The sequence below is a fragment of the Bifidobacterium pseudolongum subsp. globosum genome (assembly GCF_004155535.1).
Taxonomy (GTDB): Bacteria; Actinomycetota; Actinomycetes; order Actinomycetales; family Bifidobacteriaceae; genus Bifidobacterium; species Bifidobacterium pseudolongum_C.
Genome location: NZ_RYUH01000010.1, coordinates 143,651 through 168,948, shown reverse-complemented (window position 1 = coordinate 168,948; position 25,298 = coordinate 143,651). Strand labels below are relative to the sequence as shown.

Sequence of the window (25,298 nt, the reverse complement as noted above, 5' to 3'; positions counted from 1 at the left end):
CCATGTGGGCGCGCCATGCACCGGTGCGCCCACCCTACAGGAAATGGGGTGCGCGATGAGCGACAATCTGGTGCCCGGGCCGCAGGCGACGATTTTCGATGCGGTGAACAGTGTGGTGAACGACGAGCAGGCGGCGCAGGCGATCATGGCCAACCCGTCGTTGGCGAAGGATGTGGATGCGAATGGCGTGCGCGGCCACGGCCAAAACGACGGCTGTTGCGGCGGACAGGGGTGTGGTTGCCAAGGTGATGGCGAGATTCCACTCAAAGCCGTCGATGAGATCGGCCGTGCCACGGCCGCCGATGTGCGTGAGGCCCTCCATCAGGTGATCGACCCGGAGCTCGGCATCGACGTCGTGGATCTGGGCCTGGTCTACGGCATCGAGATCGACGAGCTGGGACGCGCGATCATCACGATGACGCTGACGACACCGGCATGCCCGCTCACCGACCTCATCGAGGACGAATGCGCGAGCACACTGGCCGGCCTTGTCGAGGAATTCCGCATCGATTGGACGTGGACGCCGCGCTGGAGCGTCGAGAAAATCACGCCCGAGGGCCGTGAACAGCTCGCCGCGCTCGGGTTCAACCTCGACGCGATGCCCACGTACTGATCAGTCCTGCCGCACGCGGGTGCTGTAGAACGCCACGGCGCTCGACGCGGCCACATTGAGCGAATCGACCCCATGGCTCATGGGGATGCGCACGGTGAGGTCGGATTGGGCGATCGTATGGTGCGACAGGCCGTCCCCTTCGGTGCCGAAGATGAGCGCGAGCCTGTCGACCGCATCCGGTGCGCCCGCAGGCAGGTGCAGCCGGCGTACGAGCTCGTCGAGGCTGATCGAATCGTCGTCGAGCGCCATCGCCGCCGTGGTGAAGCCCAGGCCATGGAGTTCCTTGAGCCCCTGCCATGGCCAGTAATGGGTGTCATCACCGCCGATGCGCGTCCATGGCACCTGGAACACGGTGCCCATCGACACGCGCACCGCACGCCGGTATAGCGGGTCAGCGCAGGACGGCGTCACGAGCACCGCGTCCACATCAAGGGCCGCAGCGGAACGCATGATGGCACCCACATTGGTGTGGTCCACGATGTTCTCCAACACCGCGATGCGCTTGGCGTGCGCGGTGACCTCCGCCACGGACGGCAACGGCCAGCGGCGCATCGCGGCGAGCGCGCCACGGTGCAGCCGGTAGCCGGTGAGTTGGCGCAACTGGTCGGGGGAAGCCACGAACACCGGCACGTTGCGCCCCCAATGGGCGTCGATGAACGCGAACGTGTCCGCCATGCCTTCAAGCCAAGGGCGTTCCACGAGCAGTGACAGCGGTTCGCGCCCTGCGGCGAGCGCCCGGTCGATCACCTTGGGGGATTCGGCGATGAAGATGCCTTGTTGCGGCTCTAACCGGTTGCGCAGTTGCAGTTCGGTGAGGTTCGTGTACGCCGCCACGCGTTCGTCGTCAATCGAATCGATGTCGATGATCTGCATGATGCATGCCTCCCGGGGCCCATGGGTGTGGTTCGAATGCCACGGTTCACCGTATCACGCAAAGCGCCCGAGCGTGCGTGACAGCAGGCTCAATGCCACTGGGCCTGCGGTGGAGGCGCGCAGGATGTTGGCGCCGAGGATGCAGGCGTCCGCACCCGCTGACATGAGTGCCTCGATCTCTTGGTCGCTGATGCCGCCTTCCGGCCCGACGACGACATAGACGGTGCGCGTCTTGCCGTCGGCGAGGCTGCGCTCCATGAGTGCCTCCACACGCTGTTCCACGTCGCTCCATCCCACGGTGGCGTCCTGATGCAGCACGATGACCACATCGCCGTTGACGGCGGCACGGCGGCATTGCGCCAGCAACTGCTTGCTCGTCATGCAATCGTGCAATGCCGGCATGAACGCGCGGCGTGACTGTTCGGTGGCGGCGCGCAGTGTCTGCGCCCATTTGCGGTCGGTGCGCCCCGCCTTGTAGCGGGCGATCGCACGGTCGGACTGCCAGGGAAACACATCATCCACGCCGATCTGCGTGGCCGTGTCGATGGCCTGCTCGTCATGGCCGTTCTTGGCGAGGGCCTGCACAAGCGCCAACCGCACCGTTGGTGCGTCCTCTTGGGTGAATGACTCGACGAGGACCTTGCCTGCGTGTTCGTCGGCCACTGTCGCGTCGATGCGCAATCCGGCCCCATCCGATATCTGCAGCGCGTCGCCTTCGTGCAGGCGCATGGATTGGATCGCGTGGCGTTTGACGGCATCGGGCAACGCCATCGTCCAACCGGAGCGCAGCGCGTCACGGTTCAACGGGGAGTCATCGGTGCTGGAATCCACGATAAACAACGGTTGTGTCATGCCTATAAGGCTACCGTACCGGGCGCGACACGCCGAGGTTTGCGTATTAGCGCGAAAGCCCTTATAGTTTCTTTCTGTTGCCAAGCAACGCACCTGTCCGGGTGGCGGAATGGTAGACGCGCTAGCTTGAGGTGCTAGTGCCTATTTTATACAGGCGTGCGGGTTCAAGTCCCGCTCCGGACACCGGTAAGGCCGGTTCGCACATCGCGTGCGGACCGGCCTTTTTGCTACCCATGCCTAACGCCTGTGCGCACGGCATGATGCACGCCTGGGAGGGCCCATGTGTCGAGGAATACGATGCTGCGGCGCGCTGTTTATCCTAGCGACGCAATAGCATGGAGCCGGTGCGCCGCACCGCGTTCCAACAGAAGACCGAAGCAAGGAGAAAGCGGGAATGCAGGATTCCGAATGCTTGTTTTGCAAGATCATCAATTGTGAGATCCCCAGCGAAAAGGTGTATGAGGACGCGACCACCTATGCGTTCAAAGACATCAACCCCAAGGCGAAGGTCCATGTGCTGGTGGTGCCGCGCGATCATTACGCCAATGTGGGCGAGCTCGCCAAAAACAACCCGGCGCTGCTGGCGCACATGGTCGAAGTGGCGCAGCTCATCGCCAACCGCGAATACGACGGCGCCTACCGACTGATCTTCAACACAGGCCAGGAAGCCGGCCAGACCGTCTTCCACGTCCATGGGCATGTGCTCACCGGCGAGCCGCTCGACGAGTAAGAGGCCCCGCCGCTGGCTGCATGCAGCCATAGCGGTCAACAGCACTACAACAATCGAACACACAACATAGAAGAGGTGTGGTGGCAACTACAACCAGAACGGTACGCATTCCCGAACAACTCGACACCGTGCGGGTCCTGGGGCCCAACGACGAGGTCCTCCGCGAGCTCGAACATGCGTTCACGCACATCACGATGCACATCCGCGGGCTGGATGTGACGATCAAGTCCACGTCACGCGCGGGGGAGAGCGAGGCGAGCGAGGCCGAAGACATGCTGCACACGATCATCGACGCGGCCTACCGCGAACCGATGGATGCGGTGACGGTGCGCCGCATGCTCGACCAGCGTGTGCTGTCGAACACGGTGCGCGATGAAGCGCCTGGCCATGGCGCTGCAACCGACAAGGTGCGCCGGGCGCGCGCCCTGCGCCGCGACGACGCCCGTGACGCGCGCGGCACCTACCGCAAACCACATACCCCCGGGGTGATCACTTATGCCGCCGGGTATCCGGTGCGCCCTAAGACCTTGGGACAGGCGGACTATGTGCAGGCGATCGACGAGCACACCATCACGTTCGGCATCGGACCGGCCGGTACCGGCAAGACCTACTTGGCGGTGGCCAAAGCCGTGCGCGCGTTCCAGGAAGGCCAGGTGCGGCGCATCATCCTGACGCGCCCCGCCGTGGAAGCGGGGGAGAACCTCGGCTTCCTGCCCGGTTCACTCAACGAGAAGGTGGACCCGTATCTGCGCCCCCTGTACGACGCCCTGTCCGACATGTTCGGCCCGGAGCGCATGCGCGCGCTGCTCGACGACGGCACAATCGAAGTGGCGCCGCTCGCCTACATGCGCGGCCGTACGCTCAACGACGCGTATGTGATCCTCGACGAGGCGCAGAACACGACCGCGCAGCAGATGAAGATGTTCCTGACGCGATTGGGATTCAACACGAAGATGGTGGTGACCGGCGACATCACCCAGGTCGACTTGGCCGCGCCGCGGTCGGGCCTGGCCACGATCGAACGCGTGCTCCACGGCATCGACGACATCGCGTTCGTGCATCTGGGCGCCGCGGACGTGGTGCGCCATGCCCTCGTCGGCCGCATCGTCGACGCCTACGACCGGTACGACGAGGCCCGTGCGGCCCGTGCGGCGCAACGCGCGGCCGGGGCGACACCGCAGCCTGAGGGGAAGGACGGCGCGCAATGAGCGTGGAAGTGACCAACGAGACCGAGTGGATCATCGACCCCAAGGTGTTTTCCGACCTGGGGGTATGGGTGCTCGACCAGATGCGCGTGAGCACCCAATCCGACCTGGCGATCATGTTCGTCGACCCCGAGCCGATCGCCACGCTGCACGAACGCTGGATGAACCTGCAGGGCCCCACCGACGTGATGAGCTTCCCGATGGACGAACTGCGCCCCGGTGACGGCCGTACCGTCGTCGAAGGCGTGCTCGGCGACATCGTGATCTGCCCATGGGTGGCGGCGCAGCAGGCCGCCGCCGCAGGGCACAGCACCATGGAGGAGATGCTGCTGCTCACGATCCACGGCATCCTGCACCTGCTGGGCTACGACCACCGCACGCCGGAGCAGGAACGCCAGATGTTCGGGCTCCAGCGCCAGCTGCTCCTCACGTTCTTCGCGCTCCATCAGGGCAACGCATGGGTGGCACTTGTGCCGCAAGACGCCACGGACGCGTTGGCCCTCTACGAGCAGCGGTATGGCACCGACCGTCAACTGGGCCACTGATTGGAAGGAACTATGTCAGAGGAACTGCGCATTTGCACAATCGTGGCCATGGTGGTCATCGCGGTGTTGTTCGCTTGGCTCTCGCTCATGATGGCCGCGCTCGAAAGCGCGGTCTCGCGCGTCACCCGGGCCAATCTCAACAACCTCATGATTGAGACGCAGACCGACGGCGAACTCACGCCGTTCACGCGCGCCAAGAAGATCAAGCGCATCCACACCGTGCAGCAGCTCATCGTGCACCGGTACCCCACGGCGAGCGCATGCGCGTTCTTCCGCATCTCGAGCAATGTGCTGATCGGCGCGATCGTCGTGTGCATCATGTCGTTGCTGCACTACCCGTTCTGGGCGCAGTTCGTGTCCGGTGTGGGCGCGGCGCTCATCATGGCGATCGTCTCGGTGCTGATGCGTCCGCGTACGGCAGGCTCGAGCAAACCGCTCGAAATCATGCTCAAGCACGCCACGCTCGCCTCGGTGGCGACGCATCTGACACCGTTCATCCGCAAACGCGACGCGGACGATCTGCAGCACAACCGCCGCGCCTCCGAACTGTCCGACGACGAGGAGCTGGAGAAGATCCAGCTCGAGCAGGGCAAGGCGGCGATCGACCGGCTCGTGGAGAGCAACCGGTTCGACCCCGAGGTTTCGCAGATGCTGCGCAACGTGCTCATGCTCTCCGATACGCTCACGCGTGAGATCATGGTGCCGCGCACCGACATGATCTGCATCGAGCAGGGGGACACGCTCGAATCGTTCCTCAGGCTGTGCTCACGCTCCGGTTTCTCCCGTGTGCCGGTCATCGGCAGCGATATCGACGACCTGCTCGGCGTGGCGTATCTCAAGGACGCCGTGCGCGCGACCGCGTTCAACGCGGATGCACGCACCCGCGCAATCGAGTCGATCATGCGCAAGCCGATGTATGTGCCGGAATCCAAGCCCGCCGACGACCTGTTCCACGAGATGCAGCAGACGCGCAACCACGTGGCCATCGTCAGCGACGAATACGGCGGCATCGCCGGCATGGTCACAATCGAGGACGCGATCGAGCAGATCGTGGGGGAACTCGACGACGAGCACGACCACGCGCAGCACGCGGAACCCGAACAGATCGGCCCGCGCACATGGAGCATGCCCGCGCGCACGCCGATCACCGAGCTCGAGGAGATCTTCGAAATCGACTTGGACGAAGACGATGTGGACACCGTGTACGGTCTGCTCACCAAACTGCTCGGCCGTGTGCCAATCGTCGGATCGACCGCCACCACGCGCGGGTTGCGCCTGACCGCGGTCGATTCCGCCGGCCGGCGCAAGAAGGTCTCCACAATCGTCGTGGAGCCCATCGGCGTCGAGGGCACTGACGAAACTGGCACTACCGCAACCGAAGACGAACCCGAGACGGGCGACGAAGACAAGGACACCCCGCATGACGAACAATGACTCGCAGGACACCACCGCACGGCCGCCGTACCGCTCAGGATTCGTGGCCGTGGTCGGCCGGCCGAACGTCGGCAAATCCACCCTCATCAACGCGCTGATCGGCACACAGATCGCCATCGCTTCGTCCCGCCCGGAGACGACGCGCAAGGCGATCCGCGGTGTGCTGACGCTCGACAACGCACAGATGGTGCTCGTCGACACCCCCGGCATCCACCGTCCGCGCACACTGCTCGGCCAGCGTCTCAACGACGTCGTCGACGAGTCGCTCGCCGACAGCGACGAGATCGCGTTCCTGCTGCCCGCCGACCAGGAGATCGGCCCCGGCGACAAGCGCATCCTGAGCCGTCTGCGCTCCCAGTTCGCCACGAAGAACGCCGACGGCGGGTTCACGTGGAAGGTGCCGCTCATCGCGATCGTCACGAAGATCGACGAGCTCAACCGTACCGAACTCATCGACAAGCTCATCGAAGTCAACGAATTCGCGCAGTTCGCGGACATCGTGCCGGTGAGCGCGCTCAAGGACGACAATCTGCGTGAAGTGAGCAACGTGCTCGTCGAGCATTTGCCCGAGGGGCCGCAGATGTACCCGGCGGAGCAGATCAGCGAAGAGCGCCCCGAAGAGACGATCGCCGAACTCATCCGCGGTGCGTTCCTCGAGGAGCTGCACGACGAACTGCCGCATTCGCTCGCCGTCGTCGTCGACGGGATCGAATACCCGCGCGACAACGAGAGCGGTCAGGCGTATGACGGCAAGGCGCGTGTGCTCGTCTCGATCTATGTGGAGCGTGATTCGCAGAAGCCGATCATCATCGGGCACAAGGCCGAGCATCTCGTGCGCGTCAAGAAGAAGCTGCGCACGGCGGTCAACCGCATCGTCGGCACCAAGGCGCAGCTCGACCTGCACGTCAAGGTCGCCAAGAACTGGCAGTCCGACCCGAAGAAACTCGACCGTCTGGGGTTCTGACCCGCACCGCGAGCGTTCACGCTATAGGGGTGGGCCGCCATGCACATCGTGATGCATGGCGGCCCACCCCTATATGCAGGTTCGCGTCCGGGCGCCCAACCGGACCGGAACGCGGACCCGGGCGTCAGTTGTTGCGCTGTCCGTCGGTCTTGCGCGACGTGTACATCTGCGTGTTGAGCAGGTCGGCGTAGCGCTTGATGACCTTCGGGCGGATGATCTTCATCGACGCGGTCATCAGGCCGTTATCCTGGGAGAACTCCTCAGGCAGGATGATGAACTTGCGCACGGACTCGGCACGGGAGACGCCCTCGTTGGCCTTGTCGACCCACTTCTGGACTTCGGCGCGCACCACGGGGTTCGTGGCGGCCTCTTCCATCGTCATGTCGGCGTCGAGGCCCTTCTTGGTGAGCCACGGGCGCAGGGAATCCTCGTCGAGCGTGATGAGGGCCGAGATGAACGGACGCTTGTCACCGAGCACGAGCGCCTGCGAGACGAACGGGGCACGCTGGATGACCTCCTCCATCGGACCGGGGGAGACGTTCTTGCCGCCGGCGGTGATGATGAGGTCCTTCTTGCGGCCGATGATGTAGAGGAACCCATCGTCATCGAGCCGTCCCAGATCGCCGGTCGCATACCAGCCGTCAGGCGTGAACGAGGTCTCGGTGGCCTCTTCGTTCTTGTGGTAGCGGGGGAACACGGCCGTGCCCTTGACCTGGATCTCGTTGCCGTCGCCGATGCGCACCTGGAATCCGGGGAAGGGGATGCCCACGGAACCCTGGTGGTAGGGCACGCCCAGCGGGTTGAACGCGCACGGCGCCGTGGTCTCGGTCAGGCCGTAGCCCTCATAGACCGGCACGCCGGCACCGCGGAAGAACGCCATGAGGTTCGGGTCGAGCGGTGCGCCGCCGGTCACGATCCACTTGGCGCATCCGCCGAGCACGTCGCGGATCTGCGAGTAGACGATCGGGTCGAACGCGTTGCGGCGCGCCGTGGCGAAACGGCTGGCCTTGCCGCGCGTGCTCAGTTCCTCCATGTACTTCTGCGCGGCCACCACGGACGCGGCGAACACACGGCCCTTGGGGCCGTTGCCGGCCTTTTGCGAAGCGGCGTTGTACACCTTCTCCAGCACACGCGGCACCACGATCATGATGTGCGGGCGGGCCACCTTCAGGTCGGAGGTGAGCGTCTTGATGCCGTTGGCGATGTAGATGTGGATCTCGCTCGCCACGCAGATGTAGTTGATCGCGCGCGCGAACGAATGCGCCTGCGGCAGGAACAGCAGCACGCGGTTCTTCTTGTCGTGCAGCAGTTCCGGCATGTAATCGGGCAGGTTGGTGGCGGTCGAGCAGTAATGCGCGTGCGTCATCTCCACGCCCTTCGGCGCCGACGTGGAACCGGAGGTGTACACGATCGAGCACAGGTCGGTCTTCTTGACCGAGTTGATGCGCTTGTCGAGCTCCGCGTCCTTGACCTGCTTGCCATAGGTCACGAGCTCGTCGAGCGCGCCGTTCTCCAGGCACATGATGTGCTTGAGCGTGGGGCATTCGTCTTTGGCGAGCGCGGCCTTGACGAGCATGTCGCGCGTCTCGACCATCAGCAGCGTGGCGTCGGCGTTGTTGACGATGTTGCGGATCTGTTCGGCGGAATCGGTGTCGTAGACGGTGGCGAGGACGCCGCCGACGGCGAGCACCGCCGCGTCGAACACGTCCCACGCGTACGAGGTGTGGCACATGAACGCCACGCCGTCGCCTTTCTTGAGGCCCAAGTGGAGCAGGCCCTTGGCCACGGCGCGAATGTCCTCAAGCGTCTCCGAGGCGGTCTTCGAGACCCATTCGCCGTTCTCCTTGTAGGTGTAGAGCGGTTCGTCGCCCATGCGCGAGGCGCGGTCCTCGTAGATGCGGTACACATTGAAATCGTCGGGCAGCGGGTCGTTGCCCTGCGTGCTCGCGGTGATGAACGCGGAGTCGGCGTCGATGAACGTCGTCGTCGGGCGGTCCGGCCCCCAGAAATCGACGTGCGGCAGGTCCTCGTAATTGTGGTGCTGCACCTGCTCCTCAGGATCGACGTAATCGGGTTCGTCGTCTTTGCTGCTGATGGGGTGGCGGAAGTCGCTGCCCAACTGCAACACGCGTTGTGTGACGTCGGAAGCGTGTTCCTTGACTGAAGAGAAAACGGACATATGAACTCCTTACACCCACTGATAAAAGCGTTTTCTACCTGAAGTGTAGCCGTTTTCGCGGGTCGCGTCACCTTACGCTTACGTAGGAACGGGGCATGTTCACACACAGCGTCGAGCGCCACGGCACGCATATCACGGCCCCCTGATGACCGCCGCGTATTCGAAAGATGGACGCCCAGCGCCGCCAGGGCGGTGTTTCATTACACTGGAACGCTGTATGTTCACCATCCCGCGCAGGGCGGGATGCATAGAAAGGGTTCACATGGCCGAACTACCAGAAGGCACTGTGGTCTTCGGCGTCTTCAATGAGACGTCGGAACACGAGTCGCGCGTCGCGTTGACGCCGGACATCGTGGCACGGTTGCGCAAGTCAGGAGTGACCGCACTCATCGAACACGGTGCAGGCGCGGCTTCCGATTACACGGATGCGGATTATGAGGCGGCGGGCGCGCAGGTCACCGACGCCGCCACGATCTTCGGGCAGGCGGACGCCCTCGGGTTCGTCGACCGCCCGTCCGACGACCTGATCGCCCGCATGAAGCCGGGCACATGGGTCATCGGCATGCTCGGGTCGTTCACCGACGCCGACTATGTGGAGCGGCTCGCCAAGGCGGGCCTCACCGCCGTCGCGATCGAACGACTGCCCCGCCAGCTGAGCGCGGCGCAGTCAATGGACGAGATGACCTCGCAGAATTCGGTGATGGGCTACAAGGCGGCGCTCGTGGCCGCCAACGCCTACGGCTCGTTCCTGCCGATGATGACGACCGCCGCCGGCACGATCCGCCCGGCCAAGGTGCTCGTGCTCGGCGCTGGCATCGCCGGCCTGCAGGCCATCGGCACCGCCAAGCGCCTCGGTGCGGTCGTGACCGCGTACGACGTGCGCCCGGCCTCCAAGGACGAGGTCGAGTCGCTCGGCGCCAAGTTCCTCGACCTGGGCCTCGACTTCTCGAAAGGCCAGGGCGAAGGCGGCTACGCGCGCGCACTGACCGCCGAGGAGCAGGCGCAGCAGCAGGCCGCCGTCGACGAGAAGGCAGCCGGATTCGACATCATCATCACCACCGCCAAGGTGCCTGGCCGCAAGCCGCCGATGCTGCTCACCGCACGCGGCGTCGAAGGGCTGCACCGCGGCGCCGTGATCGTCGATTGCGCGGCAAGCGACCTCGGCGGCAACGTCGAGGGCTCCGAAGTCGGCACACACGTCACCGATGGCGGCGTGACCGTCATCGGCGCACCGTATCTGGCGAGCGAGGTCAGCACGACCGCGTCGAACCTGCTCAGCCGCAACGTGGCCGACATCCTCGTGCATTTCATCAAGGACGACGCGCTCGTCGTCGATCCGGCTGACGAGATCGACGCCGCCATGGTCGTCGCGGGCGCCGCCACGGCATCGAAGGGAGAGTAACCATGCCTGAGCTCGTAGTTTCCATCACCCTGTTCATCCTTGCGCTGCTCATCGGCATCGAGGTCATCGGCAAGGTCCCGGCCACGCTGCATACGCCGCTCATGTCGGGCGCCAACTCCATCCACGGCATCGTGATCGTCGGTGTGGTCATTGTGGCCGCCGAAGCGAATTCGCCGCTGTCGTACGTGTTCATCTTCCTGGCCGCCGTACTGGGCACCATGAACGTCGTGGGTGGCTACGTGGTCACCGACCGCATGCTCGAGATGTTCAAGAGCGACAAGAAAGACAAGGGAGGCAATAAGTAATGACCGCAACACCCATCGATATCGTCGCTTGGTTCGTCTATGTGCTGGCCTCGGTCATGTTCGTCATGGGCCTGCATTACATGAACTCCCCGAAGACCGCGCGCAAGGGCAACTTCATCTCCGCGGCGGGCATGGTCATCGCCGTGGCGATGGCGTTCATCAAGCTGTTCGTCACGGGCGGCTATAACTGGATCGCCGTCGGCCTGCTCATCGCCGGCATCGCGGTCGGCGCCATCGCCGGCGTCGTCTCCGCGAAGAAGGTCAAGATGACCGACATGCCGCAGCTCGTCTCCGTGTTCAACACGGTGGGCGGCGGCGCGGCGGCCCTTGTCGCGCTCAACGACATCCTGGCCTCGGATCATACGCCGAACCTCGTGGTGCTCATCACCGCCGGCCTCGGTGTCATGATCGGCTCGGTCACGTTCACCGGTTCGCTCATCGCGGCCGGCAAGCTGCAGGGCATCGGCTTCGTCAAGAAGATGCGCCTGCCCGGCAAGAGCGTGTGGAACGTGCTCTTCATCGTGCTCATGCTCGCCTCGTTCGTGATGCTGTGCGTCTTCCCCGAACAGCGCCTGCTGTGGTCGGTCCTGACCACCGTGTTCGCCCTGTGCTATGGCCTCGTGTTCGTCATCCCGATCGGCGGCGCCGACATGCCGGTCGTCATCTCCGTGCTCAACGCCTGCACCGGCACCGCCGTGGCGATGTCCGGCCTGGCGATCGACAACGTCGCGCTCATCGTGGCCGGCGCGCTCGTGGGCGCCGCTGGCGTGACGCTCTCGGTGCTGATGAGCCAGGCCATGAACCGCCCGCTCACGTCGGTGCTCGCCGGTGGCTTCGGTGGTTCGGACGCCGCCGCAGGAGCAGCGGAGGGCCCTGAGGGCACGATGAAGGAGACGACGGCGGACGACGTGGCCGTGCAGCTCGTGTACGCCGACAAGGTCATCTTCGTGCCCGGCTTCGGTCTCGCCCAGGCGCAGGCCCAGCGTGAGCTCGCCGACCTCGGTGAGCTGCTCAAGGAGCATGGTGTCGAGGTCGAGTACGCGATCCACCCGGTCGCCGGCCGTATGCCCGGCCACATGAACGTGCTGCTCGCCGAGGCGAACGTGCCGTACGACGAGCTCGTGGACCTCGACGACGTCAACCCGCAGTTCCCGAGCGCGAACGTCTCGCTCGTCGTCGGCGCGAACGACGTGACGAACCCGGCGGCGCGCAAGCCCGGCACCCCGGTTTCGGGCATGCCGATCCTCGACGTCGACAAGTCGCAGAACGTCGTCGTGATGAAGCGCGGCCGTGGCCGTGGCTATGCGGGCATCGAGAACGAGCTGTACTTCGAAGACAACACGCAGATGCTCTTCGGCGACGCGAAGGCCGGCCTGCAGGCCGTCATCGCCGCGGTCAAGGAACTGCTTGACTGACGAACGCCGTACGGACCCGTCTGCATGGCGGGTATGGGAAGGCCCCATCCGAATCATTCGGATGGGGCCTTCCCATACCCGGCCGGGATCAACGCAACGGGAACAGGCGGTCGATGAACGAGTCGATGGCGTTCCAATACAGGTTCGGCGCCACCGCGAACTCCGCGGTGTGTATGGCGCCGGGCACCTCGAGCAGCGTCGCGTCGTTGCTGGCGCACGCTTCATACAGCGTGCGGGCGCATGCGGGGGAGACGATGGTGTCGTCCATCCCATGGATGAACAGCACGGGGAGGCGCATATGCCGCACGGCATTGAGCGGGGAGACGTCTGTGAAGCTGAACCCAAGCCGCAGCTTGTTCCACAGGCTCGCGCAGGCAACCACGGGCTTGGCCGTCCACGCGGGGGCGTGCAGCAGCGAGGCCACGGTCATCTCGAGTTGGCTGGACAGGCTCGCATAGGCGCTGTCCGCGACCGCCGCCACCACATTGGGCGCCAACCGTGGGTCGGCGCATGCCAACAACACCGTGGCAGCGCCCATCGAATTGCCGTCCAACAGGATGCGCGCCTGCGGGTCGCGCGCCACGATGGCATTCACCCACTGCATCAGATCGCGGTGCTCCTTGTATCCCATGGTCACGAAACGGCCCTCGCTCGTATCATGCCCGCGCTGGGCCGGCACGAGCACCGTGAAGCCCCGGCGGGCATAGTGGTACGCCCATGGCGCCATCTCCATCGGTTCGCCGGTGTAGCCATGCATGCAGATGGCGTAGCAATGCGCGGCGGGCCGTGCGGTGTCGGGGTCGAACCGCCAGCCGTGCAGCATCAGGCCGTCATGGGTGCGCAGCGATACGGGCTGGCCTGATTCCTCGAACCACGTGTTCGCCGCCTCATCGCGGTATTGGGCCAGAGGGTCATGGTGTTTGAAGCGTTCATTGCGCTTGTGCGCAAACGTGGAATTGGGATACTCGGTGTCGAACACGATCGAACACAGTGCGGCGCCGATGCCGGCGATGGTCCCCACGGCGACCGCGGCGCCCACACCCGCCGCGATGGCGGCGATGCGGGGTGCACGTGAACGATAGGTCAGGTCTTGTTGTGTCATGGAATGCCTCCAAGCAGTCATTGTAGCGGCTGTACCACGCAGTGGCGCCGGCGGTATGAGGCTTTGACGTGAGGCGTACGGTGCGGCGCTTGTCGGCGGGGAGGGCTATGGTGAACAAGTTGCTTTGGCGAGGGAAGCGGCGGCGCGCCGTTTCCGTTATCGACTCGGCGTGAAGGTCCTTCCCGGCTGCGTGTGGGGAGCTTTGGCGTGGGGGAACGCCAGAGCTGAACACGAACCGTCTAAGGAGAACCGATTATGGCAAACAACACCATCGTGCTTGAAGGCGAACTGCGTACCGAATTCGGCAAGGGCCCGGCCCGCCGTATGCGTGTCGCCAAGGAAATCCCGGCCACCGTGTACGCGGGTGGCGAGCAGCCGGTCTACCTGAAGCTGCCGATGAAGGACACCACGCTGGCCCTGCGCCACACGAACGCGCTCATCACCCTCAAGTTCGGCGACGAAAGCCGTCTGGCCGTCGTCAAGGACGTGCAGCGCAACCCCGTCAAGCGCATCGTCGAGCACGTTGACTTCTACGAGGTCAAGGCCGGCGAGAAGATCGACGTCGAGGTGCCGGTGTTCGTCGACGGCACGCCGAAGGGCGCGGCCATCGCGTTCGTCGACATCCAGGAGCTCAAGGTGCGCGCCGATGTGGCCAACCTGCCCGAGCGCATCGTCGTGGACGTCAACGGCCTGGCCGAAGGCGACAAGGTCTTCCTCAAGGACCTGGCGATGCCGGAGGGCGTGGAGCTCGACATGGACAACCTCGAGGAGTCCGTCGTGACCGTCGAGGTGCCTGAAGAGGCCCCGGCCGCCGACACCGGCACCGATGTCAACCCCGCCGATGTTCCGGCCACCGCCGAGAAGGACGATGCGGAAGCCTGATCGCCCATGACCGTTTCCGCGCAGCGGATGCTGACGGGGCGGCGACCATGACTGGTCAAGGGGGCGCAGCGCACACTGGGTGCCTGCGCCCCCTTCGCATATCCTTCGGAGGCGCGACGGCGCAATCCCGCGTATGGTGTCAGCATGTGAACGCTACCGGCGTATTGGTAAAGGGGTTGTGCAACAGTATTGACCAAGACGGTGCCACAAGCGCTGCACGTAACCCAGAATCATCCTATTTCGCAATCCATTGCAAAGAAGTATGCATTATGACCAATGAATCCCATCATGACCCGGCGTATCTCGATTCACTCGCGGAACGCTTCACCGTGCTGCCCAACGAGAACCCGGCATCGGACGCCAAGCGCGAGGAGCTGATCGACAAGCCCGCGTTCGGCCAGATCTTCTCCGACAGCATGGCGCACATGACCTGGACGAAGGGCGAGGGCTGGTCCGACCGCCGCATCGAACCGTATGCGCCGCTCAAGCTCGACCCGGGCGCTTCGGTGCTGCACTATGCGCAGGAATGCTTCGAAGGCCTCAAGGCCTACCGCCATGCCGACGGCTCGACGTGGCTCTTCCGCCCGGACGCGAACGCCGAACGCATGCAGAACTCCGCCAAGCGCCTGTATCTGCCGGAAGTGCCGATCGAGGACTTCCTCGGCTCGTGCGCCGCGCTCGTCGAACGCGATGTCAAGTGGGTGCCGTCGCGCCGTGAATACACGCTGTACCTGCGTCCGTTCCTCTTCGCTTCCGAACCGTTCCTGGGCGTGCGTGCGCCGGAAGAGGTCGACTATTGCGTCATCGCCTCGCCGTCCGGCCCGTACTTCCCGGGTGGTGTGAAGCCGGTGAGCATCTGGGTCGAAGACAAGTGGTTCCGCACCGGCCCCGGCGGCACCGGTTTCGCCAAGTGCGGCGGCAACTACGCCGCTTCGCTGCTCGGCGAATACCGTGGCATCGCCGAAGGCTGCGAGCAGGTGTGCTTCGTGGATGCCGCCACCAAGACGTACCTCGAGGAGCTCGGCGGCATGAACATGATGGCCGTGTACAAGGACGGCCACGTGGAGACCCCGAGCCTGACCGGCAACATCCTGCCGGGCGTCACGCGCCGCTCGATCATCCAGCTGCTCGAGGACGGCGGCCATGACGTGGTGGAGACGATGATCGAACTCGCCAAGCTGCTCGACGACATCAAGTCCGGTGAGGTCACCGAAGTGTTCGCCTGCGGCACCGCCGCGATCGTGACGCCGATCGGCCGCTTCAAGTCCGAGACCTTCGACGTCACCGTGGGCGACGGCGAACCGGGCGAGCTGACGATGGCGATCCGCAACCAGCTGCTCGGCATCCAGCTCGGCGAGATCGAGGACCCACACAACTGGATGTGGAAGGTCTGCTGACCCGCATCCACCCATAGGCAATCAGTGTCGAACGCGCCGGTCCATCGTACGGGGGTACGATGGACCGGCGCGTTCGACACTGACCGGCGGCTGGCCGGCATGCGGAGAGGAGCCGGTATGGAAGTCGCATTGCAAAGCTCGCCGTTCTTCCAGGGGGTCGAATACCTCGCCATCTTCTGTTGCGGCCTCGTTGGCGGCCTCACCGCGATCCGCAAGCAATACGACGTGTTCGCGATCATCATCACCGCATGGCTCACCGCATTGGGCGGCGGCATCATCCGCGACATCCTGCTGGGGGCCGTGCCGCCGGTCGGCATCTCCGACAAGGTGTCGGTGCTCACCGCGCTCATCGCCGGCTGCGTCGTCGCGGTCATCCATGTGGAAGTGGGCAGGCTGCGCCGCACGATGCTCATCCTCGACGCGCTCGCGCTCGGCCTGTTCGCCGTCAACGGCACAAGCAAGGCGCTGATGTACAACACGTCGGGCCTCACCGCCGTGTTCCTCGGCACGTTCACCGCCATGGGCGGCGGCCTGATCCGCGACATCCTGCTCAACGAGGTGCCCGTCGTGATCCGCGACCGGCATTGGTACATCATGCCCGCTGTCATCGGCAGCATGCTCACTGTGGTCGTGTGGCGCTGGCGGGCCCACGCCACGATCTCGGCACGCATGGAGATCGCGCTGGACGTGGGCATTGTGGTGCTGGTGCTGGTGCTGCGCCTGTGCTCGGTCAAATTCAACTGGCAACTGCCCGGCGCGGTCGAACGCTCGCAGGCGCATCTGCCGCACCGGATCGTGCTCAAACGCCATGTGCACCATCACGACGGCCCCGATACGATCCAGCACGCGCACGTGCCGTCCACGACCGCGGCCACCGCAGACGAAGAACCCGCACAGCCGGCCGATCCCAACGGGGGAGCGGACCGTGAGCGGCCCGCATGACCACTGCCGGCGGCCCTGAAGCGCCGCGCCACCGCCCGCACATATGGAAACACCCCGCCACCAGAGGTGTGCGGGGTGTGTAAGGCGTGGCGCCTTCGATCACATGGCGTTGATCTTCAGGGCAAGACCGGACTTGCGGTTCGCAGCCTGGTTCTTGTGGATGACGCCCTTGCTCGCGGCCTTGTCCAGCTTGCGGGCGGCGATCTGGTAGGCGGCTTCGGCCGCGGCCTTGTCGCCGGCCTCGATGGCTTCACGGGTGTGACGGATGGCGGTCTTGAGCGCGGACTTCACCGCGACGTTGCGCTTGTGCGCCTTTTCGTTGGTACGAACGCGCTTCTTCTGCGACTTGATGTTTGCCACTGTGTTTTCTCCAAACGACGTGTTCTATAAGGACATACAGCAGAACAGGATAACATGCGGCACGGATATTGCGCACACGCGTGCGGGGCGGATGCGTTTGCCGTGCGCGTCGGTTAGAATCATGGACGAACTTGATACATACAGGAGGATGGCGTGAGCCAGCATCATAACCAGCCCGGTTTTACCGATCAGTCGTTGATCCGCAATTTCTGCATCATCGCGCACATCGACCACGGCAAGTCCACCGTGGCCGACCGCATCCTGCAGTTGAGCGGCATCGTGCCGGAACGCGAGATGCGCGACCGCTTCCTCGACCGCATGGACATCGAACAGGAACGCGGCATCACCATCAAATCGCAGGCCGTGCGCGTGCCGTGGACCTTCGACGGCGTGGAATACACGCTCGGCATGATCGACACCCCCGGCCACGTGGACTTCACGTACGAGGTGTCGCGCGCGCTCGCCGCGTGCGAGGGCGCGGTGCTGCTCGTGGACGCCACGCAGGGCATCGAGGCGCAGACGCTGAGCAACCTGTACATGGCGATCGACCACGACCTGACGATCATCCCCGTGCTCAACAAGATCGACCTGCCAAGCGCCGAGCCCGACAAGCACGCCGAGGAGATCGCCGGCCTGATCGGCTGCGACCCGGCCGACGTGCTGCGCGTGTCCGGCAAGACCGGCGAAGGAGTGCGCGAACTGCTCGACCGCATCGTCGTCGAGGTACCGGCGCCCACCGGCGACGCCCAAGGCGACGCGCGCGCCCTGATCTTCGACTCCGTCTACGACTCGTACCGCGGCATCGTCACCTATATCCGCATGGTCGACGGCGAATTGCGTTCGCGGGAGAAACTGCACATGATGGGCGTGGGCACCACGTACGACCCCATCGAGATCGGCGTGATCAGCCCCGACATGATGCCCACGCGCGCGCTCGGCGCGGGCGAGGTCGGCTATGTGATCACCGGCGCGAAGGATGTGAGCCAATCCAAGGTGGGCGACACGATCACCTCGGCCGCGCACCCGGCCACCGAACCGTTGCCCGGCTACCGCGACCCGCAGCCGATGGTGTACGCCGGCCTGTTCCCGATCGACAACGCGCAGTTCCCCGAACTGCGTGAGGCGCTCGACAAGCTCAAACTCAACGACGCCGCCCTGATCTACGAACCGGAGACCTCGGTCGCGCTGGGCTTCGGTTTCCGCTGCGGCTTCCTCGGGCTGCTGCACATGGAGATCGTCTCCGAACGCCTCAGCCGCGAATTCGGGCTCGACCTGATCTCCACCGCGCCGAACGTGCCCTACGAGGTGACGGCCGAAGACGGCACCGTGCACCGGGTGACGAACCCGAGCGAATTCCCCGACGGCAAGATCAAACGCATCGTCGAACCGATGGTCGCGGCCGACATCATCACCCCCAAGGAGTTCATCGGCGCCGTCATGGACCTGTGCCAGGACCACCGCGGCATCATGGGCACGATGGAATACATCTCCACCGACCGCGTCGAGATGCACTACCGCATTCCACTCGCCGAGATTGTGTTCGACTTCTTCGACCAGCTCAAAAGCCGCACCAAGGGCTATGCGTCGCTCGACTACCATGAGGATGGCGAACAGGCCGCCGACCTCGTCAAGGTCGACATCCTCATCCAAGGCGACAAGGTTGACGCGTTCTCCGCGATCGTGCACCGCGACAAGGCGTACAGCTACGGTGTGATGATGACGAAGAAGCTGCGCGAACTCATTCCGCGCCAACAGTTCGAGATCCCGATCCAGGCGGCGATCGGCTCGCGCATCATCGCCCGCGAGAACATCCGCGCCCTGCGCAAGGATGTGCTCGCCAAATGCTACGGCGGCGACATCACCCGCAAACGCAAGCTGCTCGAAAAGCAGAAGGCCGGCAAGAAGCGCATGAAGATGCTGGGCCATGTGGAGGTGCCGCAGGAGGCGTTCGTGGCGGCGCTCGCCACCGGCGACTCCGCCAACGACCGTGACACGAAAGACAAGATCCGCGCCGCCCAGAAGAGCGAGGGCTGAGGCCACGGTGGGCGCCGATTTCGAAGTCTACGTGCATGTGCCGTTCTGCCTGCGGCGTTGCGGCTACTGTGATTTCAACACCTACACCGCACCCGACCTGGGTGCGGGCGCGTCGCGCGCCAACTACGCGCGCATGGCCGCCCGCGAGATGGAACTGGTGTATGACTGGCAGTGCGCGCACTGCATCGCCGAACCCGCCGCCTCGACCGTGTTCTTCGGCGGCGGCACGCCGACCGTGCTGTCGCCGGACGACCTGGTCTTCCTCGTGGAGCGCATCCGCACGTTGTGGGGCATCGCGCCGGGCGCGGAGATCACGACCGAAGCGAACCCCGACACCGTGGACGAAACGGCCATCGACCGGCTCGCCGCAGGCGGGTTCACACGCATCTCGTTTGGCATGCAATCCGCGGTGCCGCACGTATTGCGCACCCTGGACCGCACCCACACGCCCGCGCATGTGACGCGCGGTGTTCGGACCGCACAGGCCGCCGGGCTTGACGCGAGCGTCGACCTCATCTATGGAACGCCGGGGGAGAGCCTCGACGACTGGCGTACGAGCGTGCGATCGGCGCTCGACCTGGGCGTGCGCCACCTGTCCGCCTACGCGCTCACCGTGGAACCCACGACAGCCATGGGCCGGCGCATCGCCGCCGGCACGCTGCCCAAACCGGACGATGACGACGAAGCGGCGAAATACGAGATCGTCGACGCCATGGCGCAAACGGCCGGGCTCGAATGGTACGAGATCTCCAACTGGGCCGCCCCCGGGCATGAAAGCCGGCACAACCTGGGCTATTGGCGCAATGTGGACTGGGCCGGCATCGGACCCGGCGCGCACAGCCACTACCGCATGCCTGCCGACGGCGACGATGGCGGGGGCGTGCACGCCGTACGCGCATGGGACACGCTGCATCCACGGCGCTGGGGCCAGCAGATCAACGAAGGGCAGGTGCCGTTCGCCGGCCACGAGTCGATCGACCAACAGGCAGACCTCGAAGAGACCATCATGCTCGGCCTGCGTCTGCGCGAAGGCCTCGACATGCAGGCCGCACAAGCGCGCACCGGCGCCGACCTCGCACCAGTCGTCCACGCATTGACCAACGACGGGCTCGTCACCTGCACGCATGGCCGGATCATCCCCACGCTGCGCGGCCGCCTGCTCAACGACACCGTGATCCAGTGCGTGTTCAGCGCCGTGCTGCACTGACCGATACGCCGGCACATGGCCATCGGCGGCATGGTTCTCACTATGTGAATCACTTTTCCCGTTCATGGGCGTTCGACATACAACCGAAATATTCGGCCCCCTAGAATGCTCAAGGCAAGGTTGGCCCCCATGCGCACACACCGCACACGAACAGTGTGCCTATGCGCGCACGGCGGCCATTTCGGCTGCCGGACACCGCATCATGGATGCATGCCGGCGGTTGGTACCCTGTTTTGGCAACTTTCAGTAGGGAACGGGCATTCCCTGTGCATAGAGAGGTGATCGCGGTGACGTTTGGAACCCCGCTAGATTTGACGGTTCATCGCCCGGAAGGCATGTACGACCCCAGTTCCGAGCATGACGCCTGCGGTGTAGGCATGGTCACCACCCTCAATGGAAAGCCGGAGCGCAAAATCGTTGACGACGCCATCGAGGTGCTGGTGAATCTCAACCACCGCGGTGCCGTCGGCGCCGAGGAGAACACCGGCGACGGCGCCGGCATCCTCATGGCCATGCCCGACGAGTTCATGCGCGCCACCATCGGCGCCGACCTGCCCGAGGCGGGGCATTACGCGGCCGGCATCGCGTTCCTCGACCGCGACCTCGCCACGTCGGGCCGTCAGGAACAGGCCATCGCCACCATCGCCAAGGAAGAAGGCCTCGAAGTGCTCGCCTGGCGCACCGTGCCCACTGACCCCAACGGGCTGGGCCTGCAGGCGCTCGCGAGCATGCCGGCGTTCAAGACGCTCGTGCTCGCCGATCCGGAAGGCGAGCTGGCCGGCATTGACCTGGACCGCCGTGTCTACCATGTGCGCAAGCGCGCCGAACATGAGGTCGGCGTGTATTTCGCCTCGCTGTCGAGCCGCACGATCACCTACAAGGGCATGCTCACCACGATGCAGCTCAAGCCGTTCTTCCCGGACCTGTCCGATGAGCGCATGAAGACGACCGTCGCCACGGTGCATTCGCGCTTCTCGACGAACACGTTCCCCTCGTGGCCGCTCGCCCAGCCGTTCCGCATGCTCGCCCACAACGGCGAAATCAACACGATCCAAGGCAACCGCAACTGGTTCACCGCCCGTCAGGGCCGCCTCAAGTCCGACCTGTTGGGCGACATGGCCGAGCTGCTGCCGATCCTGACGCCGGGATATTCGGATTCGGGCACGTTCGACGAAGTGCTGGAACTGCTCAACCTCGCCGGCCGTTCGCTGCCGCACGCCATTTTGATGATGGTGCCGCCGGCGTGGGAGAAGAACACCGAACTCGACCCCGATGTGCGCGCGTTCTACGAGTACAACAACACGCTCATCGAACCGTGGGACGGCCCCGCCGACCTCGTGTTCACCGATGGTGCGATCGTCGGCGCGCTGCTCGACCGCAACGGGTTCCGCCCGGGCCGCTGGCAGATCGACGATGAAGGCTATGTGGTGCTCGCCTCCGAGGCGGGCGTGCTGCCGCAGGTGGGCGACGAGCACATCGTCAGCAAGGGCCGTCTGGAGCCGGGCCGCATGTTCCTCATCGACATCGAGCAGGGGCGCATGGTGCCCGACGAGGAGATCAAGCACGACCTGGCCACGCAGCACCCGTACCGCGAGTGGGTCGAAGGCAACACGGTGAGCATGGCCGACCTGCCCGCCCGCGAGCATGTGAGCCATTCGAACCAGTCGGTGCACCGCCGCCAGCGCGCGTTCGGCTACACGCAGGAAGAGCTCAAGATGGTGCTCCTGCCGATGGCGAACACCGGCAAGGAACCGTTGGGCTCGATGGGCAACGACACCCCGATGTCGGTGCTGTCCGGCCGCAGCCGCATGCTGTTCGACTACTTCACGCAGAAGTTCGCGCAGGTCACCAACCCGCCGCTCGACTGGGAGCGTGAGAAGATCGTCACCTCGGTGGAGTCCGCGATCGGACCCGAACCGAACCTGCTCGACGACTGCGCGCTGCACGCCAAGAAGATCCTCATCGAACAGCCCGTCATCACCTCGGACGAGATGGCGCAGCTCAAGCGCCTCGACCGCGCGGCGCAGCTCGACGGCTACTACCGCCCCTACACCGTCAAGGGCCTGTACCAGGTCACCGGTGGCGGCGACGCCCTGCGTGAGCGCCTCGATGAGATCTTCGCCGAGATCGACGCGGCCATCGAAGACGGCAAGAACTTCCTGATCCTGTCCGACCGCGATTCGAACCACATGATGGCGCCGATCCCGTCGCTCCTGCTCACCTCGGCCGTGCAGCACCACCTGTTGCGCCGCCAGACGCGCACGCAGATCTCGATGGTCGTCGAAGCCGGCGATGTGCGCGAGATCCACCACGTGGCATTGCTCATCGCGTACGGCGCGGCCGCCGTCAACCCGTACCTTGCGTTCGAATCCGTCGAGGACCTGGCCCGTGACGGCTTCCTGACGGTCGGCGAGGAGAAGGCCATCGCCAACCTGCGCAACGCGCTGTCGACCGGCGTGCTCAAGATCATGAGCAAGATGGGCGTCTCGACGATCATGAGCTACCGTGGCGCCCAGCTGTTCGAGGCCGTCGGCCTCGACGACGCGGTGATCGACGACTACTTCACCGGCACCGTCTCGCGTGTCGCGGGCTGCGGCCTCGACGACCTGGCGGAAGAGGTGGCGATTCGCCACCGCGTGGCCTATCCGAACCAGTGGACCGCCACACCGCACCGCAACCTGCGCACCGGCGGCGACTACAAGTGGCGCCGCACCGGCGAGGAGCACCTCAACGACCCCGAGGCGATCTTCCTGCTGCAGCAGTCCACACAGCGCGGCGACTACGCGATGTTCAAGCAGTACACGCACCACATCGACGACACGTCGCACCGCCTCATGACGCTGCGCGGCCTGATGAAGTTCGATTCGCCGCGTGAGCCGATCGGCATCGACGAGGTCGAACCGGCCACCGAGATCGTCAAGCGCTTCTCGACCGGCGCGATGAGCTACGGCTCCATCTCGAAGGAAGCGCACGAGACGCTCGCGATCGCGATGAACTCGATCGGCGCGCGCTCGAACTCCGGCGAGGGCGGCGAATCGACCGAACGCCTCAACGACCCGCTGCTGTGCAGCAAGATCAAGCAGATCGCCTCGGCGCGCTTCGGCGTGACGAGCGACTACCTGGTGCACGCCACGGACCTGCAGATCAAGCTCGCCCAGGGCGCCAAGCCCGGTGAGGGTGGCCATCTGCCTGGTGCGAAGGTGCCGCCGTGGATCGCCAAGGTGCGCCACGCCACGCCCGGCGTCGAGCTGATCTCGCCGCCGCCGCACCACGACATCTATTCGATCGAGGACCTCAAGCAGCTCATCAACGACGCGAAGATGTCGAACCCGAAGGCGCGCATCCACGTCAAGCTCGTCTCCGAGTTCGGCGTCGGCACGATCGCCGCGGGCGTGGCGAAGTGCCATGCCGACGTGGTGCTGATCTCCGGCTATGACGGTGGCACCGGCGCTGCGCCGCTCAACGCGATCCGCCACGCGGGCACGCCGTGGGAGATCGGCCTGTCCGAAACCCAGCAGACGCTCGTGCTCAACGGCCTGCGTTCACGCGTGACCGTGCAGTGCGACGGCGAGCTCAAGACGGGCCGCGACGTGGTGATCGCCGCGCTGCTGGGCGCCGAGGAGTTCGGGTTCGCCACCACGGCGCTCATGGTCGAAGGCTGTGTGATGATGCGCGCATGCCAGAAGAACACCTGCCCGCAGGGCATCGCCACGCAGGACCCGGAATTGCGTGCGCGCTACACCGGCAAACCGGAGCATGTGATCAACTTCATGATGTTCATCGCCGAAGAGGTGCGCGAGATCCTCGCCCAGCTCGGCTTCCGCACGCTCGAGGAGGCCGTGGGCCACGTGGAGTGCCTCGACCAGAACGAGGCGGTGCGCCGCTGGAAGTCCGAAGGCATCGACCTGTCGAATGTGCTCATGCAGCCCGGACCTGTGCCCGGCACGATCCTGCACAAGACGATCGAACAGAACCACGAGCTCGACAAGGCGCTCGACAACGAGCTCATCGCCCAGGCGCAGCCGGCCCTCGAGCATGGCGAGCGCGTGCGGATCGCGATGGACATCCGCAACGTGAACCGTACGCTCGGCACGATGCTCGGCTACGAGATCACGCGCCGCTACGGCGGTGAGGGCCTGCCCGACGACACAATCGACATGACGTTCACCGGCACCGGCGGCCAGTCGATCGGCGCGTTCATCCCGCGCGGCGAGACGATCCGCGTGGTGGGCGAGGTCAACGACTACGCGGGCAAGGGCCTGTCGGGCGGCCGCATCGTGATCAGCGCACCCGCCGACGTGACCTATGACACGCACGAGAACGTGATCGCCGGCAACGTGCTGGGCTTCGGCGCCACGACCGGTGAGATGTTCGTGGCGGGACGCGCGGGCGAACGCTTCGGCGTGCGCAACGGCGGCGCCACATTCGTCGTCGAAGGAGTGGGAGACCACGGCTGCGAATACATGACCGGTGGCACTGTCGTGATCCTCGGCCCCACGGGCCGCAACCTCGGCGCGGGCTTCTCCGGCGGCCATGTCTTCGTGCTCGACCTCGACATGGACAAGGTGAACCCCGAATCCGCGGCAGGCGCGCTGCGCTTCGGCCCGCTCGACGAGACAAGCGAACCGGTGGTGCGCGCACTCGTCGAACGCCACGCCCAGGAGACCGGTTCGGGCTTCGCCCAGTCGCTGCTTGACGACTGGGACAACGCGAAGACCCGCTTCACCCACATGGTTCCCAAGCAGTTCGTGGCGATGACGCACGCCATGGAGGAGGCCAAGCGGGAGCATATCGATTTCAATGAGCCTGGAGTCTGGGAGCAGACTTACGAGCACGTTATGGAAGGAGCGCGCTGAC

The 25,298-nt window shown here is 65.1% G+C and carries 20 protein-coding genes and 1 tRNA gene; 16 read left to right on the top strand and 5 right to left on the bottom strand.

Features of this window, described 5'->3' with window-relative positions:
* Positions 1-55: 55 nt before the first annotated feature.
* Complete coding sequence (locus PG2093B_RS04895; RefSeq protein ID WP_129897528.1) at positions 56-613, top strand: metal-sulfur cluster assembly factor; 558 nt, start codon at positions 56-58, stop codon at positions 611-613.
* On the opposite strand, the gene PG2093B_RS04890 is transcribed toward PG2093B_RS04895, so the two are convergent.
* Positions 614-1,486, bottom strand: a complete 873-nt coding sequence (locus PG2093B_RS04890; protein ID WP_129897527.1) for a TrmH family RNA methyltransferase — start codon at positions 1,484-1,486, stop codon at positions 614-616.
* Between the two features lie 54 nt (positions 1,487-1,540).
* Positions 1,541-2,338, bottom strand: coding sequence for a 16S rRNA (uracil(1498)-N(3))-methyltransferase (locus PG2093B_RS04885; protein ID WP_129897526.1), 798 nt, complete (start codon positions 2,336-2,338; stop codon positions 1,541-1,543).
* Positions 2,339-2,433: 95 nt separating this feature from the next.
* Between PG2093B_RS04885 and PG2093B_RS04880 the strand changes: the two genes are divergently transcribed.
* From PG2093B_RS04880 to era, 6 genes are all read left to right on the top strand, one after another.
* A tRNA-Leu gene (locus PG2093B_RS04880) sits at positions 2,434-2,521 on the top strand.
* A 211-nt stretch (positions 2,522-2,732) separates the two neighbouring features.
* The gene (locus PG2093B_RS04875; protein ID WP_033488829.1) at positions 2,733-3,068 is read left to right on the top strand and encodes a histidine triad nucleotide-binding protein; all 336 of its coding nucleotides are present in this window, start codon (positions 2,733-2,735) and stop codon (positions 3,066-3,068) included.
* 80 nt (positions 3,069-3,148) lie between these two features.
* Entirely contained in the window at positions 3,149-4,276 is a 1,128-nt protein-coding gene (locus tag PG2093B_RS04870; protein WP_129897525.1) for a PhoH family protein, read from the top strand.
* A complete protein-coding gene (gene ybeY, locus PG2093B_RS04865) occupies positions 4,273-4,818 on the top strand; it encodes an rRNA maturation RNase YbeY (RefSeq protein WP_129897524.1) in 546 nt (181 codons plus the stop codon). The genes PG2093B_RS04870 and ybeY overlap by 4 nt, the downstream gene beginning before the upstream one ends.
* Positions 4,819-4,830: 12 nt before the next feature.
* On the top strand, positions 4,831-6,252 hold the full coding sequence (locus PG2093B_RS04860) for a hemolysin family protein (RefSeq protein ID WP_129897523.1): 1,422 nt from the start codon (positions 4,831-4,833) through the stop codon (positions 6,250-6,252).
* A complete protein-coding gene (era, locus tag PG2093B_RS04855; protein WP_129897522.1) occupies positions 6,239-7,216 on the top strand; it encodes a GTPase Era in 978 nt (325 codons plus the stop codon). Before PG2093B_RS04860 ends, era begins: the two co-directional genes overlap by 14 nt.
* A 124-nt stretch (positions 7,217-7,340) precedes the next feature.
* Here the strand turns inward: era and PG2093B_RS04850 are convergent, their stop codons facing one another.
* Complete coding sequence (locus tag PG2093B_RS04850) at positions 7,341-9,395, bottom strand: AMP-dependent synthetase/ligase (protein WP_129897521.1); 2,055 nt, start codon at positions 9,393-9,395, stop codon at positions 7,341-7,343.
* Positions 9,396-9,657: 262 nt separating this feature from the next.
* On the opposite strand from PG2093B_RS04850, the gene PG2093B_RS04845 reads away from it, so the two are divergent.
* The 3 genes from PG2093B_RS04845 to PG2093B_RS04835 are packed head-to-tail and all read left to right on the top strand — an operon-like array spanning position 9,658 to position 12,517.
* Complete coding sequence (locus tag PG2093B_RS04845) at positions 9,658-10,797, top strand: NAD(P) transhydrogenase subunit alpha (protein WP_129897520.1); 1,140 nt, start codon at positions 9,658-9,660, stop codon at positions 10,795-10,797.
* Between the two features lie 2 nt (positions 10,798-10,799).
* Positions 10,800-11,102, top strand: a complete 303-nt coding sequence (locus PG2093B_RS04840) for an NAD(P) transhydrogenase subunit alpha (RefSeq protein ID WP_022857588.1) — start codon at positions 10,800-10,802, stop codon at positions 11,100-11,102.
* Positions 11,102-12,517, top strand: a complete 1,416-nt coding sequence (locus PG2093B_RS04835; RefSeq protein WP_129897519.1) for an NAD(P)(+) transhydrogenase (Re/Si-specific) subunit beta — start codon at positions 11,102-11,104, stop codon at positions 12,515-12,517. Before PG2093B_RS04840 ends, PG2093B_RS04835 begins: the two co-directional genes overlap by 1 nt.
* An 88-nt stretch (positions 12,518-12,605) precedes the next feature.
* Here PG2093B_RS04835 and PG2093B_RS04830 read toward each other — a convergent pair whose 3' ends face one another.
* Positions 12,606-13,619, bottom strand: coding sequence for an alpha/beta hydrolase (locus tag PG2093B_RS04830; RefSeq protein ID WP_165369711.1), 1,014 nt, complete (start codon positions 13,617-13,619; stop codon positions 12,606-12,608).
* Between the two features lie 255 nt (positions 13,620-13,874).
* Here PG2093B_RS04830 and PG2093B_RS04825 point away from each other — a divergent pair, with 255 nt between their 5' ends.
* The 3 genes from PG2093B_RS04825 to PG2093B_RS04815 all read left to right on the top strand — a co-directional run bounded on the left by PG2093B_RS04825 (position 13,875) and on the right by PG2093B_RS04815 (position 16,840).
* Entirely contained in the window at positions 13,875-14,501 is a 627-nt protein-coding gene (locus PG2093B_RS04825; RefSeq protein ID WP_129897517.1) for a 50S ribosomal protein L25/general stress protein Ctc, read from the top strand.
* A gap of 269 nt (positions 14,502-14,770) precedes the next feature.
* Positions 14,771-15,898: a branched-chain amino acid aminotransferase gene (locus tag PG2093B_RS04820; RefSeq protein ID WP_026643122.1), complete on the top strand. Its 1,128-nt coding sequence runs from the start codon at positions 14,771-14,773 to the stop codon at positions 15,896-15,898.
* Between the two features lie 117 nt (positions 15,899-16,015).
* Positions 16,016-16,840 carry a trimeric intracellular cation channel family protein gene (locus PG2093B_RS04815; RefSeq protein WP_129897516.1) on the top strand — a complete coding sequence of 275 codons (825 nt, stop codon included), beginning with the start codon at positions 16,016-16,018 and terminating at the stop codon, positions 16,838-16,840.
* A 99-nt stretch (positions 16,841-16,939) separates the two neighbouring features.
* Here PG2093B_RS04815 and rpsT read toward each other — a convergent pair whose 3' ends face one another.
* Complete coding sequence (gene rpsT, locus PG2093B_RS04810) at positions 16,940-17,200, bottom strand: 30S ribosomal protein S20 (protein ID WP_026643121.1); 261 nt, start codon at positions 17,198-17,200, stop codon at positions 16,940-16,942.
* A gap of 153 nt (positions 17,201-17,353) precedes the next feature.
* Here rpsT and lepA point away from each other — a divergent pair, with 153 nt between their 5' ends.
* The 3 genes from lepA to gltB all read left to right on the top strand — a co-directional run bounded on the left by lepA (position 17,354) and on the right by gltB (position 25,297).
* Positions 17,354-19,234, top strand: a complete 1,881-nt coding sequence (gene lepA, locus PG2093B_RS04805) for a translation elongation factor 4 (RefSeq protein ID WP_129852859.1) — start codon at positions 17,354-17,356, stop codon at positions 19,232-19,234.
* Positions 19,125-20,441 carry a radical SAM family heme chaperone HemW gene (gene hemW / locus PG2093B_RS04800; protein ID WP_129897515.1) on the top strand — a complete coding sequence of 439 codons (1,317 nt, stop codon included), beginning with the start codon at positions 19,125-19,127 and terminating at the stop codon, positions 20,439-20,441. The genes lepA and hemW overlap by 110 nt, the downstream gene beginning before the upstream one ends.
* A 335-nt stretch (positions 20,442-20,776) precedes the next feature.
* Entirely contained in the window at positions 20,777-25,297 is a 4,521-nt protein-coding gene (gene gltB, locus PG2093B_RS04795; protein WP_129897709.1) for a glutamate synthase large subunit, read from the top strand.
* Position 25,298 lies beyond the last annotated feature (1 nt).

Bases quoted from the DNA above. Each gene is read 5' to 3' on its own strand.
- PG2093B_RS04875 (WP_033488829.1), top strand. From the start codon at position 2,733: ATGCAGGATTCCGAATGCTTGTTTTGCAAGATCATCAATTGTGAGATC.
- PG2093B_RS04840 (WP_022857588.1), top strand. From the start codon at position 10,800: ATGCCTGAGCTCGTAGTTTCCATCACCCTGTTCATCCTTGCGCTGCTC.
- PG2093B_RS04825 (WP_129897517.1), top strand. From the start codon at position 13,875: ATGGCAAACAACACCATCGTGCTTGAAGGCGAACTGCGTACCGAATTC.
- PG2093B_RS04885 (WP_129897526.1), bottom strand. From the start codon at position 2,338: ATGACACAACCGTTGTTTATCGTGGATTCCAGCACCGATGACTCCCCG.
- PG2093B_RS04860 (WP_129897523.1), top strand. From the start codon at position 4,831: ATGTCAGAGGAACTGCGCATTTGCACAATCGTGGCCATGGTGGTCATC.
- PG2093B_RS04820 (WP_026643122.1), top strand. From the start codon at position 14,771: ATGACCAATGAATCCCATCATGACCCGGCGTATCTCGATTCACTCGCG.
- PG2093B_RS04890 (WP_129897527.1), bottom strand. From the start codon at position 1,486: ATGCAGATCATCGACATCGATTCGATTGACGACGAACGCGTGGCGGCG.
- PG2093B_RS04895 (WP_129897528.1), top strand. From the start codon at position 56: ATGAGCGACAATCTGGTGCCCGGGCCGCAGGCGACGATTTTCGATGCG.
- PG2093B_RS04835 (WP_129897519.1), top strand. From the start codon at position 11,102: ATGACCGCAACACCCATCGATATCGTCGCTTGGTTCGTCTATGTGCTG.
- ybeY (WP_129897524.1), top strand. From the start codon at position 4,273: ATGAGCGTGGAAGTGACCAACGAGACCGAGTGGATCATCGACCCCAAG.
- PG2093B_RS04850 (WP_129897521.1), bottom strand. From the start codon at position 9,395: ATGTCCGTTTTCTCTTCAGTCAAGGAACACGCTTCCGACGTCACACAA.
- PG2093B_RS04830 (WP_165369711.1), bottom strand. From the start codon at position 13,619: ATGACACAACAAGACCTGACCTATCGTTCACGTGCACCCCGCATCGCC.
- era (WP_129897522.1), top strand. From the start codon at position 6,239: ATGACGAACAATGACTCGCAGGACACCACCGCACGGCCGCCGTACCGC.
- PG2093B_RS04815 (WP_129897516.1), top strand. From the start codon at position 16,016: ATGGAAGTCGCATTGCAAAGCTCGCCGTTCTTCCAGGGGGTCGAATAC.
- hemW (WP_129897515.1), top strand. From the start codon at position 19,125: ATGTGGAGGTGCCGCAGGAGGCGTTCGTGGCGGCGCTCGCCACCGGCG.
- gltB (WP_129897709.1), top strand. From the start codon at position 20,777: ATGTACGACCCCAGTTCCGAGCATGACGCCTGCGGTGTAGGCATGGTC.
- PG2093B_RS04845 (WP_129897520.1), top strand. From the start codon at position 9,658: ATGGCCGAACTACCAGAAGGCACTGTGGTCTTCGGCGTCTTCAATGAG.